Source organism: Thioclava sediminum (assembly GCF_002020355.1).
GTDB lineage: Bacteria > Pseudomonadota > Alphaproteobacteria > Rhodobacterales > Rhodobacteraceae > Thioclava > Thioclava sediminum.
The window spans coordinates 968410-985404 of the sequence record NZ_MPZV01000001.1; the positions used below are offsets into that span (position 1 = coordinate 968410).

The 16995-nt window shown below is 65.2% G+C and carries 16 protein-coding genes; 6 read left to right on the top strand and 10 right to left on the bottom strand.

The window, feature by feature from the left end; translation table 11 throughout:
• Nucleotides 1-73: 73 nt before the first annotated feature.
• Entirely contained in the window at nucleotides 74-1078 is a 1005-nt protein-coding gene (locus BMI91_RS04235; protein WP_078604051.1) for an LLM class flavin-dependent oxidoreductase, read from the top strand.
• A 75-nt stretch (nucleotides 1079-1153) separates the two neighbouring features.
• Here BMI91_RS04235 and BMI91_RS04240 read toward each other — a convergent pair whose 3' ends face one another.
• From BMI91_RS04240 to BMI91_RS04255, 4 genes are all read right to left on the bottom strand, one after another.
• Entirely contained in the window at nucleotides 1154-2479 is a 1326-nt protein-coding gene (locus tag BMI91_RS04240) for a TRAP transporter large permease (protein ID WP_078604052.1), read from the bottom strand.
• Nucleotides 2476-3087, bottom strand: a complete 612-nt coding sequence (locus tag BMI91_RS04245) for a TRAP transporter small permease subunit (protein ID WP_078604053.1) — start codon at nucleotides 3085-3087, stop codon at nucleotides 2476-2478. Before BMI91_RS04245 ends, BMI91_RS04240 begins: the two co-directional genes overlap by 4 nt.
• A gap of 72 nt (nucleotides 3088-3159) precedes the next feature.
• Entirely contained in the window at nucleotides 3160-4179 is a 1020-nt protein-coding gene (locus tag BMI91_RS04250; RefSeq protein WP_078599580.1) for a TRAP transporter substrate-binding protein, read from the bottom strand.
• Nucleotides 4180-4203: 24 nt separating this feature from the next.
• The gene (locus BMI91_RS04255; protein ID WP_208607939.1) at nucleotides 4204-4740 is read right to left on the bottom strand and encodes a gluconokinase; all 537 of its coding nucleotides are present in this window, start codon (nucleotides 4738-4740) and stop codon (nucleotides 4204-4206) included.
• A 108-nt stretch (nucleotides 4741-4848) separates the two neighbouring features.
• Here BMI91_RS04255 and BMI91_RS04260 point away from each other — a divergent pair, with 108 nt between their 5' ends.
• The 3 genes from BMI91_RS04260 to BMI91_RS04270 all read left to right on the top strand — a co-directional run bounded on the left by BMI91_RS04260 (nucleotide 4849) and on the right by BMI91_RS04270 (nucleotide 7811).
• Nucleotides 4849-5871: a LacI family DNA-binding transcriptional regulator gene (locus tag BMI91_RS04260; RefSeq protein ID WP_078604054.1), complete on the top strand. Its 1023-nt coding sequence runs from the start codon at nucleotides 4849-4851 to the stop codon at nucleotides 5869-5871.
• A 158-nt stretch (nucleotides 5872-6029) separates the two neighbouring features.
• Entirely contained in the window at nucleotides 6030-7070 is a 1041-nt protein-coding gene (locus BMI91_RS04265) for a glycosyltransferase family 4 protein (RefSeq protein WP_078604055.1), read from the top strand.
• 165 nt (nucleotides 7071-7235) lie between these two features.
• On the top strand, nucleotides 7236-7811 hold the full coding sequence (locus BMI91_RS04270) for a YSC84-related protein (protein WP_078569599.1): 576 nt from the start codon (nucleotides 7236-7238) through the stop codon (nucleotides 7809-7811).
• A 101-nt stretch (nucleotides 7812-7912) separates the two neighbouring features.
• Here the strand turns inward: BMI91_RS04270 and BMI91_RS04275 are convergent, their stop codons facing one another.
• The 3 genes from BMI91_RS04275 to dsbD are packed head-to-tail and all read right to left on the bottom strand — an operon-like array spanning nucleotide 7913 to nucleotide 11153.
• Nucleotides 7913-8527 carry a DsbA family protein gene (locus tag BMI91_RS04275; RefSeq protein ID WP_078599584.1) on the bottom strand — a complete coding sequence of 205 codons (615 nt, stop codon included), beginning with the start codon at nucleotides 8525-8527 and terminating at the stop codon, nucleotides 7913-7915.
• Entirely contained in the window at nucleotides 8524-9276 is a 753-nt protein-coding gene (locus tag BMI91_RS04280) for a L,D-transpeptidase (protein ID WP_078545931.1), read from the bottom strand. The genes BMI91_RS04275 and BMI91_RS04280 overlap by 4 nt, the downstream gene beginning before the upstream one ends.
• On the bottom strand, nucleotides 9273-11153 hold the full coding sequence (gene dsbD, locus BMI91_RS04285; protein WP_093476922.1) for a protein-disulfide reductase DsbD: 1881 nt from the start codon (nucleotides 11151-11153) through the stop codon (nucleotides 9273-9275). The genes BMI91_RS04280 and dsbD overlap by 4 nt, the downstream gene beginning before the upstream one ends.
• Before the next feature lie 121 nt (nucleotides 11154-11274).
• On the opposite strand from dsbD, the gene BMI91_RS04290 reads away from it, so the two are divergent.
• Both BMI91_RS04290 and BMI91_RS04295 read left to right on the top strand, forming a co-directional pair.
• Nucleotides 11275-11970: a response regulator gene (locus BMI91_RS04290; RefSeq protein ID WP_078539881.1), complete on the top strand. Its 696-nt coding sequence runs from the start codon at nucleotides 11275-11277 to the stop codon at nucleotides 11968-11970.
• Between the two features lie 17 nt (nucleotides 11971-11987).
• On the top strand, nucleotides 11988-13283 hold the full coding sequence (locus BMI91_RS04295) for a sensor histidine kinase (RefSeq protein WP_425274932.1): 1296 nt from the start codon (nucleotides 11988-11990) through the stop codon (nucleotides 13281-13283).
• Nucleotides 13284-13292: 9 nt separating this feature from the next.
• Here the strand turns inward: BMI91_RS04295 and BMI91_RS04300 are convergent, their stop codons facing one another.
• The 3 genes from BMI91_RS04300 to BMI91_RS04310 are packed head-to-tail and all read right to left on the bottom strand — an operon-like array spanning nucleotide 13293 to nucleotide 16988.
• Nucleotides 13293-14666 (bottom strand): cytochrome c, encoded by a 1374-nt coding sequence (locus BMI91_RS04300; protein ID WP_078604058.1) that lies wholly within the window; start codon nucleotides 14664-14666, stop codon nucleotides 13293-13295.
• Between the two features lies 1 nt (nucleotide 14667).
• Nucleotides 14668-16263: a GMC family oxidoreductase gene (locus BMI91_RS04305; protein ID WP_078604059.1), complete on the bottom strand. Its 1596-nt coding sequence runs from the start codon at nucleotides 16261-16263 to the stop codon at nucleotides 14668-14670.
• The gene (locus BMI91_RS04310; protein WP_078604060.1) at nucleotides 16263-16988 is read right to left on the bottom strand and encodes a sugar dehydrogenase complex small subunit; all 726 of its coding nucleotides are present in this window, start codon (nucleotides 16986-16988) and stop codon (nucleotides 16263-16265) included. The genes BMI91_RS04305 and BMI91_RS04310 overlap by 1 nt, the downstream gene beginning before the upstream one ends.
• Nucleotides 16989-16995 lie beyond the last annotated feature (7 nt).

Consider the following 16995-nt stretch of genomic DNA (forward strand, 5'->3'; position numbering starts at 1 on the left):
TCAGGGATCAACTGCCGCGCAGCGTTGGACAGCTCTGCGCGGCGCGCTAGCTCTGCCCCGACGGAGGTTCCCCATGCAGCAATTCTCACTTCTCGATCTGTCGCCCGTGCCCGAAGGCAAGACCGCAGCCGATGCGCTTGCGGGCACGGCCGATCTGGCCCGGATGGCCGAAGACGCGGGCTATCACCGCTTCTGGCTGGCCGAGCATCACAACATGCCCGGCATCGCGAGCGCCGCGACCTCGGTGCTGATCGGCCATGTCGCCTCGGTGACCAAGACGATGCGCGTCGGCGCGGGCGGCATCATGCTGCCTAACCATGCGCCGCTGGTGATCGCCGAGCAGTTCGGCACGCTCGCCACGCTCTATCCCGACCGGATCGACCTCGGTCTGGGCCGCGCGCCCGGCACCGATGGCGGCACCGCCCGCGCCCTGCGTCGCAACATGTCGCCGGAGGACACCTTCCCCGCAGACGTGCAGGAGCTGCTCGCCTATTTCAGCGACGAGGCAGAGAATTTCCGGGTGCGCGCCATTCCGGGCGCAGGCACCCACGTCCCGATCTGGATCCTCGGCTCGAGCCTCTACGGCGCGCAGCTCGCCGCCTATCTCGGCCTGCCCTACGCCTTCGCGTCGCATTTCGCGCCCGACATGCTGGGCGATGCGCTCGACATCTATCGTCGGAGCTTCCGCCCGTCGGCCCATCTCGACAAGCCTTACGCGATGATGGCCGCCGGGGTCTTCGCCGCCGACACCGACGAGGAAGCGCAATATCTGCGCTCGTCTCAGGTGCTGGCCTTCGCGCGGCTTCGCTCGGGGATGCCGGGCAAGTTGCCCTACCCGGTCAAGGATCTCTCTGAAGTGCCGCCGCAGATGATGGTTCAGGTGCAACGCGCGCTGTCCTGCTCTGCCACCGGCTCCAAGGAGAAGGTGCGCGATGATCTGGCGCGCCTGATCGCGCAATACGAGCCCGACGAGCTGATGGTGACCGGGATGATCCACGACGCCGATGCGCGTCAGAAGTCCTTCAAGATCGCCGCCGAAGTCCTCAGCGAGTTTCGCGAGCAATCCGCGGCGGCCTGAGGCACGGCTCGACACTTGGAAATGCAAAGAGGCGGGCCCGAAAGCCCGCCTCTTTTCGTTTCAATCCGTTCCGATTCAGTGCCCGGTGATCGCCGGGAAAGCCACCAACAGCCCCACCGCGAGGATCTGGATCGCGATGAAGGGCAGCAGCGAGCGGAAGATCTCGCCCAGAGAGATGTCCTTCGGTGCGACCGATTTCAGGTAGAACGCGGCTGGCCCGAAGGGCGGCGACAGGAAGCTCACCTGCATGTTCATCGCGAAGACCACGCCGAACCAGACCGGGTCATAGCCGAGGTCTTTCACGATCGGCACGAAGATCGGCATCGTCAGCAGCGCGATCCCCACCCAATCGAGGAACATGCCGAGGAAGAACAGGATCGCCATCATCGTCAGGATCACGATGATCGGGGTGTCCGAGACGCCTTTCAGAAGCGACGACACGAAATCGATCCCGCCCATCAGGTTGAACACGCCGACCAGAGCCGATGCCCCGATACCGATCCAGACGATCATCCCGCAGGTCGCGAGCGTCTGCAGCGCCGCCCCTTTGAGCATCGAGAGCGTCAGCTCGCCCCGGATGATGGTAGAGAGCATCACGCCCGCCACACCGAGCGCCGAAGCCTCGGTCACCGAGGCGATCCCGCCATAGATCGAGCCCAGCACGAAACCGATCACCAGCACCGGCAGGATCAGGCCTTTGAGGAGCTTGATCTTCTCGGACCACGGACGGTCGTCGGGCTCCGGCATAGGGGCCAGATCGGGGTTCAGCTTCACGCGGATGATCACGAAGATCACGTAGAAAGCCGCGAGCATGAAGCCCGGGATGAAGGCCGAGGTGAAGAGGTCACCGATGGAGACGTTTGCGGTCAGGCCGTAGATGATCAGAACGATCGACGGCGGCACCATCGTGCCCAGCGAGCCGCCCGCGCAGATCACGCCGATGGCGAGCTTGCGGTCATAACCCTGACGGATCATCTGCGGCAGGGCCAGAAGACCCAGCAGCACGATCTCGCCGCCGATGATGCCCGACATCGCCGCGAGGATGACCGAGACGAAGATCGTCTGCACCGCCACCGCGCCGCGCATCCGACCGCCGACGAGTTTCATCGCCTCAAACAGATCGCGTGCGATGCCGGATCGGTCCAGAAGCGCCGCCATCATCACGAACATCGGCACCGAGACGAAGACGAAGCTCGAGACGAAGGAATAGACGCGACTGGTGATCAGCGGCACCGCCATCGGCCCGAACCAGCCAAGCGCGAAGATTAGCGCGACGAGCAGCGTCACGAAGGCCAGCGGCATGCCGGTCAGCAGAAGACCGATGAGCAGCGCGAACAGCAGGACCGTGCCATAGCCGATGCCCAGCGCGGAGAGGTCGAAACTCAGCAGATGTTCGATCATTTACCCGCCTCCGATGCGAAGGCGCCGCGCAGGTAGTTCACCGCCATGACGATGAATTGCACGACCATGAGGCAGAGCACGACGAGAAGGAAAATCTTGAGATAGGCCGGGAATGGCGGATCCCAGGCACTGCCCGAAGTCTCGAAATGGACCTCGCCGCCGGGGCGGAAAATCGCCTTCATCACCATGCCGTAGGCGGCCCAGGCGAAGAAGCCGGCCGCGAAGAGGCAGATCAGCGAGATGATCGCGTCGAGGATGCGCTTCGCCCGGCCGGTGACCATGTCGTAGATCAGCACGACGCGGATATGGCTGTTGCGCACGACGCAGTAGAGCCCGCCATAGACGAAGGCCATCGCGCAGAGGAAGATCGTCGTCTCATGCGCCCAGATCGTCGGACTGTCGAAGCCGTAGCGCAGCACGACCTCGTTCAGAAGGATCAGCGCGGAGGCGATGATGCCGAGCGCGAAGACGATGCCCACCGCGTTGATCGCGCGGCCGAGGATGCCCGCTTCGGGGATGGTCGCCGCCTCGTCCTCGTTTTGCACCGGTTCCGGCGTATGCGGATCATGTGCGGGGTGATCCACCCCGGTCTTATCGGGTTGTGACATTGCAAAAACCGCTGCTGTCAGAAAACTGGAAAAGATGCGGGGCCGCGATCGCAGCCCCGCACCGATAGGAGATCAGAGAAGGTTGTTCTTCTTCAGGTAGTCGGTCAGGACGTCATAGACGTGCTGCGCCTTGTCCGACTTCTTGGCAACCTTTTCCCACTGGGTGATCGCGATGCGGCGGAACTTGGCGCGCTCTTCGTCCGACCAGTCGTGGACGTGGATCTTGCCGCCTTCTTCAGCCTTGGCCACGGCCTTCTTGTCGGCCGCTGCGAGGTCGCTGACTTCCTTGTCCGCGAATTGCTTCACCGACTCTTCGAAGGCTTTCTGCAGCTCGGGCGACAGGCTGTCCCATTCCTTCTTGTTCATCGCAACGCCGACGAGCGGCATCGAGTGGAAGCCCGGATAGACCGGGTTCGGCGCGATGTCGTTGAGGCCCTGCGCCTGGTTGGTCGAGAACACGGTGTAGTCGGCCGCGTCGATCACGCCCTTGTCGAGCGCAGTGTAGACTTCCGAACCCGGCAGGTTCACCGGAGCAGCACCCGCCGCCGCGAAGACGTCCTGCACGAGACCTTCCGGCGCGCGCATCTTCAGACCCTTCAGGTCCGCCACGCCGTCGAGCGGCACTTTCGAGACGAGCGACTCGAGGCCCGTCGTGGTCGAGCCGACGTAGTGCAGGCCATAGGGCTGGAACAGGTCGTTCGCGAGTTGCTGGCCACCGCCATTGTTCATGAAGTCGAGAAGCTGATCGGTGCTCGACCATGCGCCGACCGGGTTACCCAGCAGCGAGAAGGCCGGGTCTTTCCCCGCGAAATAGGAGATGTCGGTCACGATGCCGTCGATGATGCCGGCACCGGTGGCGTCGAGCGTCTCGTTATGCTCGACGACGGAGCCCACGGGCATCATCTCGACCTGAATCTGGTTGTCGGTGCGCTCTGCGAGGTCCTTCGCCCAGTTCTGCTGCAGTTCGAAGTTCGGGTTACCCGCCGGGTCCGAGCTCTGGAACTTGTACTTGTGGGTTTCGGCATTCGCAGCGCTGGCCAGCGCCACGACGGCGACGCTCGCGAGGGCGATTTTACGGATCGGTTTCGTCATGGTGTCCTCCCTTAAAAGACGAAATCAAACTTGAGGAGCCGTGAGGCCCCAGGCGTTCAATATCTGCGCACAAAGCGCCTCGGGCGCTTCGCGGATATCGCAGCTCAGCGGGGCCTCGTCGGGCCCCGGCATTTCCAGATCGGCCAGCTGACTGTCGAGCAGCGCGATCGGCATATAGTGGTTTTCGCGCGCGGCCATCCGCTCGGCGATCAGGTCGCGCGGCCCGGTGAGATGCGCGAGATGCATCACGCCGAGACTCTGGCGCAGGCGGTCCCGGTACGAGTGCTTGAGCGCCGAACAGGCGAAAACAACCGTCCTGCCGTCGCGCCCCGCCTCGATCACGCCCTTCGCCACTAGGTCGAGCCAGTCCCAGCGCATCTCGTCATTGAGCGGCAGACCGGCGGCCATATGCGCAACATTCTCGGGCGGATGGAAATCGTCAGCATCGAGGAACACGCCGTCCACCGCTTGCGCCACGCGCTGCGCCACCGTCGTCTTGCCGGTGCCGCAAACGCCCATCACAAGGACCGGTGTCGCGTTCGCATTGCTGCTGTTTACCATCTTGCCTTACCGGGTTCGCAGGTGTTTCTTGGACACAGAGGCGTAATGTAAGCGGTTACATTCGTCAATCGCCCTTTTAAAAAAGGGGTGCGACCACGGGGAGGGGCAATGAATAAAAACAATGTAAATAAATCAGTTACGATGCGCGACGTCGCCGATCATGTCGGTGTAAGCGTTGCCACTGTTTCGCGCACCCTGCGCAATCCCGAGGTCGTCTCGCCGGCGGTGCGGGACAAAATCGCCGCCGCAATCGAATCGCTCGGCTACCTGCCGGACCCTGCGGCCCGCGCCCTCGCGTCGACACGGTCGGACATTATCGGGGTGATCCTGCCCTCGGTGTCGAACAACGTCTTCGCCGATGTGATGGATGGGATCTATTCCGCGGTCGAGGGCACGCATCATTCGGTCCAGCTCGGCTATTCGCGCTACGCGCCGCTGTCGGAAGAGAACCTGATCCGTGTCTTCCTGCGCCAGCGCCCCGCCGGGCTGATCGTGGCCGGGGTTGACCAGACCGAGGCCGCGCAGGCACTGTTGCGCGAGGCGGGCTGCCCGGTGGTGCAGATCATGGAGACCGGCAGCAACCCCTATGACCGGATGATCGGGTTCTCGCATTACGACGCCGCCCGCGCCGCCACCGCGCATCTGATCGCGCAGGGCTATCGCCGCCCCGGTTTCTTGGGCGCGCGGATGGATCCGCGCACGCAGCGCCGCCTGCACGGGTTCCGCGACGAGCTGCGTGCCCATGGCATCGAGGAAGGTAAGCGCATCCAAACGACCACCCGCCCCTCCTCTGTGACGCTGGGCAGTCATCTCCTGGCGCAGCTGATGGATCTCGCCCCCGAGACCGACGCGATCTTCTGCATCAATGACGACCTAGCCCTTGGGGCGATGTTCGAAGCGCAGCGCCGCAACCTGCGGATTCCGGACGATCTGGGCATCTGCGGGTTCAACGACATGGAGATGATGGCCGCCGCCGAACCGTCGATCTCCTCGGTGCGCACGTTCCGCCGCGAAATGGGCGAAGGCGCGGTGCAATTGATCCTCGATGCGCTGTCGGGGAGTGCGGCGCAGGAAAAGGTCGTCGACCTCGGCTTTCAGATCATCCAGCGTCGATCCACGCGCGGGCGCTGACCGCCGCGACCTCGGATTACGGAATGCTCTGGAGTTCGGTCGTTCTCCTCGCCCTCGTGGCGGTTGCGGCCTATCTCGGAATTGAGCGGGTCGAGCGCGCCGTGCTGCGCCGCTACGGGGCCGAGCAACGCGCCAGATAAGATCGGGAGAGACATGACATGACGCCAGCCGTTTTCGCCATTCCGGGGGATATCACGCAACTGACCGGCGGGTTCATCTACGAGCGCAAGCTGCTCGAGGCGCTGCGGGCCGAGGGTCGCCGCGTGGAGCATCTGGAACTGCCGCCCGGCTTCCCCGATGCGACGCCCGAGGAGACCAAGACCGCGCGCCGCCAACTGACCGCCATTCCCGCGGAGGTGCCGGTGATCATCGACGGGCTGGTCTTCGGCTCGATCGACCCGGAGGTGCTCGACGCGATGTCCGCGCCCGTGGTGGCGATGCTGCACCATCCGCTGGGACTCGAGACCGGGCTGACCGAGGATCGCGCGCGTCATCTCCTGACACGGGAGGCGGAGAACCTGCGCCGCGCCGCCCATGTCGTCGTGCCGAGCCCGCATACCAGCGCCATTCTGCAAAAGGAGTTCGGCGTCACGCCGGAGCGGATCTCTATCGCGCTTCCGGGCTTCGACCGTCCGCCGGCGATGGAGAGCGCGAAACCCACTCCGCCGCTGATCCTCGCGGTCGGGCTATTTGCGCCGCGCAAGGGCCATGACGTGCTGATCGACGCGTTGGCGGAGATCGCCGATCTGGACTGGCGCGCACAGATCGTGGGCAGCGCGCATGACCCGGAAGTCGCCAATGCGCTCGCGGCGCGGATCGCACGGCTCGGACTGAGCGAGCGCGTGCAGCTTGCCGGACGGATGGAGCGCGACGCTCTGAATGCAGCCTATAGCGAGGCTTCGATCTTCGCGCTGGCGACGCGCTATGAGGGCTACGGGATCGTCTTCGGCGAGGCGATGCTGCACGGGCTGCCCATCGTGACCTGTCGCACGGGCGCGGTGCCCGACACGGTGCCGCCCGATGCCGGGATTCTCGTGCCTGTGGACGCGCATCTCGACTTCGCCGAGGCACTGCGACAGCTTCTCCAAGACGCTGCTCTGCGCGAGCGGATGGGCGCGGCCTCGGCGGTGGCGGGCACCGCCCTGCCGGATTGGCGCGATACAGCGGCGATCATGGGTTCGGTGCTCGACAGCCTCTGAGCTGCACCGAAAATCGGGCGATTTCGCCTCTTAACTCCGGGCGCGCGAATTCACGGATCGCGCCTTCGGTTCCGACACGATTTTTTGCCCTATGTGATTGATCCGAAAAGGAACGTTGAGCGTGCGGGGCCGTTTCATTTTCGTAATTTCAAAAGGAGGCATCTCATGAAATCCAAGACCCGCACCCTCACCGCTGGTATCGCCGCAACCTTGATGGGCACGATGGCGCTCGCTGCATCGCCCGCCAATGCGATGGACCACGCGAAAGGCGTCAAGCCGCGTCCGGATCTCGACAAGCACGTCGCTGCAGCACTGCAGCAATGCGCCAGCCTCCAGGAGACCTGCCAGCAAGTCGCGACCAATTCCGCAGCCGTTCTGGTCTTCCCCGAAGTGACCACGGTCGACCTCGGCATTGGCGGTTCGGGCGGCTCCGGCGCGCTGATCGAGAACGGTAAGGTTCAGGGCTATTACGACATCGGCAAGGCCTCGGTCGGCCTCCAGCTCGGCGCCAAGCAGGCAAGCCAAATCTACGTCTTCCCGACCAAGAAATCGGTCAGCGAAGTCGAAAACGGCGGCGAATGGCATGTCGGAGCGGGCGCAGGCATCACCGTCGTCAACGCCAATGCGACCGCGAATGTCGAGACCGGCAAGCCGCGCGTCTATGTCTTCGACAGCTCGGGCCTGAACGGCGGCGCGAAGGTCAGCACGCTGCGCATCTGGAAAGACGGCGACAACAGCTAATCGCAGGCGTCTTCCCCATCTGGGGAAGGCCCGCGATGAGAAAGGCCCCGGGGTTTGCTTCACCCCCGGGGCCTTTTGTTTGTCCGGCGAAGTGGCGCGGCTCAGGCCTGGCGCGCGTCGCTGATCGCCTTGCGCAGGGTGTCGGCATCGACCGCGCCGGGATAGACGTCGCGCCCAACGATATAGGCGGGCGTGCCACGCAGGCCGATCGCTACCGCCTGCGCATCATTGCGCGACAGCAGGGCGTCGATCTCCTTGCGGTTGGCCTTGTAGCCCGCCATCGCCTTGTCCGGGTCGACACCGGCCTCGGAGAGCGTCTTCTCGATCAAGTCGTTCGACAGCTTGCCTTGCGTCGCCATCAGCGCCTCGAGACCCGCTTCGTATTGGCCCATGCTCTGCGCGCCCAGCACGAGCTGCGAGGCGTAGACCGAAGGCGCACCGAAGATCGGCCAGTCCTTCATCACGACGCGCAGATTGCCGTCTTCCTTTGTCACCTTCTCGACCACCGGGTGGTTCGATTTGCAGTAGGGACACTGGTAGTCGAAATACTCGACCAGCGTGATGTCCCCATCCGGGTTACCGAGCGCGGGCGCTTTGGGGTCGTGGAACACCGCTTCGGGCGAAATATCGGCCTGCGCGAGGCTCGCCGTCGGTAGGATCAGTGTGGAGCCTGCGGCGACGCCTGCGAGGGTGAGGAAATTCCGGCGATCGATCATGTGTCGTCTCCTGTGGTTTGGGGGAAATCTTCGGGGGAGTAGGGAACGGGCGGCAGCGGCTGGCCCGGCGGCACCGTGCCCTTGCCGCTCTCGGCACGGGTCAGCACGACGACATGCGTGCCGGAGCGGACGCGGTCGGCGAGGTCGATGATGTCCTGATTGAACAAACGGATGCAGCCCGCCGACGTCGCCTTGCCGATTGAACTGTCATCCATCGTTCCGTGAATGCGGTAGAGCGTGTCCTTGTTCCCGCGATGCAGGTAAAGCGCCCGCGCGCCGAGCGGATTGTCGAGGCCGCCGGCGAGCCCGTCCTTCACCGGGCCGTATAGCTCGGGGTCTTCCTTGATCATGCTCTTGGTCGGCGTCCAGCTCGGCCAGTCGCGCTGATAGGGGATATGCCCCTCCCCGGAAAAGCCGCGCCCGTCCTCGCCCACGGCGACCGTGTAGCGCAGTGCGCGGTTGTTCTTCTGCACGAGGTAGAGCTTGCGCGCCCAAGGATCGACGATGATGGTGCCGGGCGGCTCGTCGGTCCAGTAATCGACCTCCTGACGGGCTTTCTCTTCGCTCAGCAGTTTCGGGTCCACCGCCGGGATCGTGCGACCGTCATCTTCCATCTGGCTGTAAATCGCCTTGACCCGCGCACTCAGTTGCGGCGCTTGCGGCGCGGGCGGCGGGTTCGAGGCAGGTGGCTCGGGCGCGCAGGCTGCGAGGGCGATCAGCGCGAGAGGGGCGAAGCGGGTGAGGGTCATTGAGCGATCTCCGAAAGCGAGGTCGTGAGTTTCGGCGCGGTTACATCCCCGATCAGCCGGGTGCCCTGCGCCTCCGAATGGTCGGGGTCGAGGAAGATCAGCGTCGGCGGGCCGATCACGCCCAACTGCTTGAGAAGCGCCTGCTGCGGCGCGCCGGTCTTGGTCACATCGACCGCGATGGGCGTGACGTGGCGCAGCGCGGCCTGCACCTGCGGGTCGGGGATCACCTCGCGCGCAATGGTGGCGCATTCGGTGCACCACTCGGCCGTGGTGATGAGCATCACCGGCTCGCCTTTCGCTGCGTTCAGTGCGGCATCGAGCGCCTCAGGCGTCTCGACATGGGTGAAGTCATCCTCCGTCAGCACGTCAGACGTGGAGGCCATGACGGTCTGGCCTGCCGTGAAGGGCGCGAGGGGGCGCAGCGGATCGGCAGCCCCGCTCGCCGCACCGACACCCTCGATCGCACCGGCCAGCAGCGCCGCAACGCCAAGCGCGCCGCCCACACGGCGCAGGCCCGAGCTTTCCGGTCCCAACCGGTCGCGACCGCCCAAGGCCACGCCCGCGCCGATCAGCAGCAGCGCCCAGAGCGCGAGGATCGCAGGTCCCGCGACGACGCGGCTCAAGAGCCAGATCGCCACGCCAAGGAAGACGAAGCCGAAGGCGCGGTTCACGCCGACCATCCATTCGCCCATGCGCGGCAGGATCGCCGAGCCGAAAAGACCGACGGCCATCAGCAACACGCCCTGCCCCAGCCCCAGCGCAAACAGCGCCGAAGCTCCGAGCCCCGCATCGCCCGTCTGCGCGATATAGAGGAAGGCCCCGGCCAGCGGGGCCGTCACGCACGGCCCGACGATCAGCGTTGAGGTGAAGCCGAGGATGGCCGCCCCCGCGAGCGTACCGCGCGGCCCCTGCACGGAGCTGACCTTGTTGGTCAGCGCCTGCGGCAGGCGCAGTTCGAACAGGCCGAAGGAGGACAGCGCGAGGACGGCGAACAGCAGCGCCAGCGCGATCACCGTCGCGGGCGCCTGCATCAGGAATTGCAGGTTCTGCCCCGACCACGCCGCCACGATGCCCAGAAGCCCGAAGGCCACCGCCATCGCCAGCACATAGGTCCCGGTCAGCGCCAGCCCGCGCGCGGGTGTCAGGTCTTTCCCTTGCGCGCCAAGCATTCCGGCCACGATCGGCACCATCGGCAGCACGCAAGGGGTGAAAGCCAGAAGCAGACCGAAGCCGAAGAAGGACGCCACGACCAGAGCCCAACCGCCCTTCGCCGCGATCCCCGCGACGAGGCCGTCATCGGAGGATAGGCTCAGGCTGTTTCCGCTCGCTTCGGAGGCGGATGCGGGAGGCGTAGGCTTATCGGCCTCGGAACTCGCAGCAGGCGCGGAAGACGCGTCGCTCTGCGCATAATCCGGCACCCCGGCAGCTTGGTTCGATTGCGCCGCACTGGATGCAGACGCAGTCGCAGCCCCACCCGGCGGCACGATCTCGCGGCTTTGCGGCGGGTAGCACAGCCCCTTTTCCTCGCAGCCCTGCCAATGCAGCGTGAACGGGCCGGTGATGTCACTCACCACGGCCTCGGTGCGATCGTGCCAGACCTCGACCGTGCCGAAATTCGGATCGTCCTTCATCTCGCCCGGCTGCGTCTCGATCACTGGCGCGTCGCCGTCCTCGGCGCTGACCGTCAGGTGGTCGCGATAGAGGTAGTAGCCCGGCGCGATGTCGAAGGAGACCGCAAGCGTCCCGTCATCCTGCCACTCGGTCTCGACCTGAAACGCCTCTTCGGGCGACAGCGGACCGCTGCCTCCCTTGGGCTTCAAAAGATCGAAGCTTTGCGCCGCAGCGAGGCCGGGCAACAGCAATGAGATCAGAAACACGCCCCAGAGGGCGCGCAGCGATAGACGGGAAAGAGCCTTTGCGTTCATGTTGGCCGGATCGCGGGCGAAGCTTAAGTCAGTCTTAAGATTCGTGCGGTGTATCCGCCGCGAAGGAGAAAAGATGCGCATACTCGTCGTCGAAGATGACAGCATATTGGCGGACGGCCTGCGGGTCGGGCTCGGCATGGCCGGGTTCACCGCCGATGTCGTGTCCTGCCTTGAGGACGCCCGCGCGGCACTGGCCGGGGCGGAGTATCGCGCGCTCGTGCTGGATTTGATGCTGCCCGATGGCTCCGGTCTCGAACTGCTGCGCGAATTGCGCGCGGGCCGCGCCGGGCTGCCGGTCTTGCTGCTGACCGCGCGCGATCAGGTCGAGGACCGGGTCGCGGGGTTGGATGCAGGCGCGGATGACTATCTCGGTAAGCCCTTCGATCTGGACGAGCTGGCCGCCCGGCTGCGGGCCCTTTCGCGTCGGTCGGACGGGCGGGCGGTCGCGCAGATTTCCCATGCCGGGCTGGAGCTCGACCCCGGCACCCGCAGCGCCGCCTTCAACGGCCAGCCGCTGAAACTCTCGCGCCGGGAATTCGCGGTGTTGCAGGCGCTGGCCGAACGCCCCGGACGGGTGCTCGCGAAATCGGACCTCGAAGACCGGCTCTACGGCTGGGACGAGGAGGTCGAGAGCAACGCCGTCGAAGTCCATATCCACCATCTGCGCGCCAAGCTCGGGCGCGATTTCATCGAAACCCTGCGCGGCATCGGCTACCGCCTGCGCCCAGAGGAGACCTCGCCATCTCGCTCCGCCTCCGCCTCTTCCTGATCCTCACGGGCGCGACGCTGGCCGTCTGGCTGTCCGCCGTGTTCTGGATCGAGAATTCCACCCGCGCCGAGGTGACGCGGGTACTCGACGCACGTCTGGTGGAGGCCGCGCGCATGGTCTCGTCGCTGGTGTCGAAGAACCAGATCTCTCTGAACCGGGACGGTCCCGCACAGATCACGCTGTCGCATGACGAGAGTTACGAACATCAACAATTCTGCCAGATCTGGTCTTTCACCCAAGGGCTCGTCGGACGCTCGAACGGGGCGCCGAGCGCGCAGCTGGTGCCCGCCGATGCGACCGGCTTCCGCGATGTAACACGCGACGGCAAGGACCTGCGGGTCTACACGATCATCGATCCCGATCTGGGCGGGCAGGTCACGGTGGGCGACAGTCTTGCCATGCGCAACCGGCTGGTGCGCGATGTGATAGAGGGGTTCCTCTGGCCCGCGCTGGTGATCCTGCCGGTGATGTGGGGGCTGATCTGGTTTGCGATCTCGCGCGGTCTGGCGCCGCTCGACCGCTTCGCCCGCGATCTGGACGCGCGACCGAGCGAGGATCTACGCTCCCTACCCGGCACCGCGCGACAGCCCCGCGAGATCCGCCCGCTCGCCGGTGCGCTCGACGACCTTCTCGCACGTCTGGCTGCGGCGCGCGGACGCGAACGCGAATTCATCGCCTATGCCGCGCATGAGATGAAAACGCCGCTCGCCGGGTTGAAAACGCAGGCCCATATCGCGCGCCACGCGCCCGATACCGATACGCGCGAACACGCGCTCGCCGCGATCTCGACCTCGGTGGACCGGACCGATCGGATGGTGCGCCAACTTCTCGATCTGGCGCAGGTGGACAGTCGCGAGGCGCGTGCCACTTCGGTGGAGCTGAACGGGCTTCTGCGGCAGGTGCTGGGCGATCTGGCGGGGCTGGCCACGCGGCGCGGCGTGACGCTGGAACTCGATAGCGCGCCGGACGCGCCGACGGTGGAAGGCGACCCGCTGCTTCTATCGCTCGCCCTGCGCAACCTGATCGAGAACGCCGTTCAGGCGAGCCCGGACGGCGCGGCGATCAAGGTCAGCGTGACCACCTCCGGCGCTGCGCTTCTGGTCGACATTCACGACCACGGACCGGGCCTGCCGCCCGAGATCGCGCAGCAGGCGGGGCAGAAATTCGTCAAGGGCAAGGGCGCGGATGCGAATGGCTCTGGCCTCGGCCTTTCAATCGCGCACGACGCGCTGACCCGTCTGGGCGGCACGCTCAGCTTCGAGATGCGCGCGGACGGGCATCATCATACCCTGGTCGATCTGCCTGCCGCGTGAGGCGCGACGTCAGGCCCTGCGCCGCGTCCGCATCACAGCCCAACCGATCAGCGCCAGCACCAGAAGCACCGCCACGGCGATCGCCGCCCAAGCCAACTGTGCGGCGTTCGCGATGATCCAGCTGACCTGCTGCTTGCCGCTCAGGATATTGGCGACGCTGCCTTGGGTCACCTCGCCGTCGACACCTCCGAAATTCGTGCGCACATAGCTCGCGACCGAGGCGATCTGCGCGTCGCTCATCGTGCGCTGAAATCCGGGCATGGCGACGTGGCGCGCGTCATTGGGCATGTTGATCCCATGCGCGATCACCTGCACGACATTCGCTGCATTCGTAGCGCTCACGTCAGAGATCTTGGACAACGCTGGCGCGGCGGTGCCCTGCCCGTTCATGCCGTGGCAGGTCGCACAGGCGCCCTGATAGAGCGTCGCCCCGTCTGTCGTGTCGTGGCCGACCACGGATTGCCAATCGCCGTTGGGCACCTCCAATGCGGCCAGATCGAGCGTCGCCTGACCGTCGGGTCCGCTGGCCTCGGGTTGCGTGTCGACCGGCTTCACCGCCTTCAGGTATTTCGCAATCGCCGTGAGGTCGTCGCTCGACAGCTTCGAGGTTGAGCGCGAGACCACGAGCCCCATCTCGCCGCCCGCGACGGCGTGCGCATTTCGGCCCTTGCTGAGATAGGCCACGATATCGGCCTCGCTCCAGTCGCCCAGACCACCCTTGTCCGACGGCGTGAGGTTGGGCGCATACCAACCGTTCAGCGCCCCCCCGGCGAGATGTTTGCTGGTGTCCTCCTGCATCAACGTCCCGCGCGGGCTGTGGCAGGAGGAGCAATGCTCCAGCGTCTCCACCAGATAGCGCCCGCGCTGAAGTTGATCGCCCGAGACATCCACCGCGCCAGGCGGATGGCCCTTATCGAGGAACAGCGTGTTCCAGCCCATCATAGCCGGACGCACGAAAGGAAAGCCCAGATCGGTCTCGGGTACGTCGTTCTCGACGGGTTTGACCTGTTTGAAATAGGCCCAGAGCGCTTTCACATCGGCATCGGTCAGGCCGGTGTAATGGGTGTAAGACATCGCGGGATAAAGCCACGTGTCGGACTTGCCACGACGCAGGGCGCCTTCGAATTCCGCCTCGGTCATGTCGCCGATCCCGGTCTTCTCGTCGGGCGTGATGTTGGGCGCATAGATCGCGCCGATCGGGCTTTCGATCTTCTCGCCGCCCGAGAAATTCTCCGCGTGACAGGAGGAGCAATCCCCCGCGATGGCGAGGTATTTTCCGCGCTTCACGAGGTCGCCTCCCGAAGCATCGGAGCCGGATTGCGCGTTGGCTGCGAGCGGGGACATCGCAGCGAAGACGGAGGCCGCTAGGATCAGAACACGCATCTCAAAGCTCCTTCGCGATGGTCTGGCCCGCGCGGATCGCAAGCGCCATGCCGGTCAGCGTCGGGTTCACACCGCCCGCCGTGGGCATCACGCCGGTCGTCACCAGAAACAGGTTCTCGTGGTCGAAACAGCGCAGATCGGCGTCGCAGACCGCCTCTTCGGCCTTGCTGCCCATGACTGTCGTGCCCATCACGTGCTGCTGGCAAATAAACTTCTCGGGCGCGGAGACACGGGTGCCACCAGTCGCCTGCAGAAAGCGCGCGTAATCCTCCATCAGCCGCGGCAGGTTCGCCTTGGTGTAATCCGAGAGCTTGTAGGTCAGTTTGATGCCCGGCAGCCCCACGGCGTCTTTCCAAGAGGAGTTCACCTTGATCCGGTTCGCGGGATCGGGAAGGTCTTCGGTCAGCGCCTCGGCGGTGAAGACGCGCGCCGAATGGTCGCGGATCTTCGCGTCAAGCTCTGGGCCGAGCGTGCCGTCCTTCAACAGCCCCTGTGCAATGCCTTCCTCGGGTGGCGCATTGAGCAGGTCGTAGCGCGTCGATGGCACCTTGTCCCGGTCGGGCAAAGCGCGGCGCTGCATGATCGCGCCGTGGATATTCTGGCCGCGCCCGGTCCAATAAGGCTCGGGCGAAAGCCATGTCATGTCGATCGTCGGGTGGATCATCAGCCGCCGCCCGACCATGTCGGAGCTGTTCGCGAGATCGTTCATCAACAGGAGCTTCGGCGTCTCATAGCCATGCGCGGCGATCACGAACATCTTCGCGGTCAGCCGGGTGCGGTCGCCTTCGGGGTTGATATAGGACAGCGCCGTGATCTTGCCCTTGTCGCCGGTCTCGATCTTGTCGACGATGGCCTGCGTACGGATTTCGACGCCCAGATCGCGGATCTTCTGCACCACGTGGTAGCCCGAATGCTTCGCACCGATCGGGCAATTCCAGTTGCAGATATTGTTGCCGATACAGGCGGGCCGGTTGTCGTAGGGCTGCGACAGCCGTGACGAAGGCGCGATATCGACGCGAAAGCCCATCGACGCCACCTGCTGCTGCAACCTCTGGGTCGCATAGGGTTTTGCCTCGGGCGGTAGCGGATAGGGTTTCGAGCGCGGCGGATAGGTCTCGCCCTTGCCCAGACCGCTCTCGTCGAAGCCTTTCTGCCCGTTCACGCCGATCTCGTATTCCGCCTGCGTGTAGAAGGGCTCCAGATCGTCGTAGCTGATCGGCCAGTCCTCGGCGATCCCGTAGGTCGAGTGCATCGCCATGTCCTCGGGCAAGAGCCGCCACGTCGCTGCCGTCCAGTGCCGCGAGGTGCCACCCAGCACCCGCAGCGTGCCGGGAAACACATCCAGCCCGCCGGTCAGATGCGGATCGACATAGCCGGGCGTGAAGCTGTTGGGCGCATAGGGCACATCGCCGAAGGGGTCGTTGAAGTTGTTCTTGCGCGGTGAGTTGCGCCAGTTCTCGGTGATTTTCCAGTCGGGGATGTCGGGACCTGCCTCCAGCACGATCACCGAATGGCCCGCCTGTGCGATCTGCTGCGCGGCCAGACCGCCGAGCGAGCCCGACCCGACCACAATCACGTCTGCATCGAAATCAGCCATTACTGTGCCTCCTGCTGGGAGTCGGAATTGGATGCGGGGTTGGGCGAGCCACTGGCGCCTGCCTTCGCGCCGGAGCCGGCTCCGCTGTCTGCGCCTTGCGCTTTGCGGGCGGCGTCGACGCTGTCGGCCTCGCCCTTGGCATAGGCCAGCCATGCCGGATCGGGATCTTGCAGCTCGTAGCTGGATTTGGGCTGGTACTCCCAGCTCGTGGCTTCCTCGGGGAGGTCCGAGGCATCGACACCGTCGGGCACCGCTTCCCACCAGCCGGCACCGCCGGAGGGGTAAGTCTGCAGGGGCACGATGTCACTGACTTTGGTCAGGGCCTGCGCCTCGAGGAAGGTCGCGAATTCGGCATCGTCTTTCAGGATGCGTGCTGAGGGGGAGCCGGTGAATCCGAGATACCACGGCTTCGCGATGCTCAGCGCGAGGGTGGTCTGGTCGTCGCTTAGCCCGTCGATCGCGGCGGCGCGGTCCTTGCCGTCGAACGCTTTAGCGAGCCCGTCCAGCTTGCCGGCAAAGTCTGCATCGCTATCGCTCAGCAGCTTTTCGATCCGCGCGGCGGTTTCCTTCGAGAGGCTGTCATTGCCGCAGATCGCGCGGCTCACGGAAAGAAAGGCATCGCTAGGCGCGGCGCTATCGGCAGCGCGGGCGAAACCAGGTGTCAAACTTGCAAGTGGCACGGTGCCTGCCAGGGCGATTAGGAAACGTCTGCGGTCGAGGCTCATGGCATCC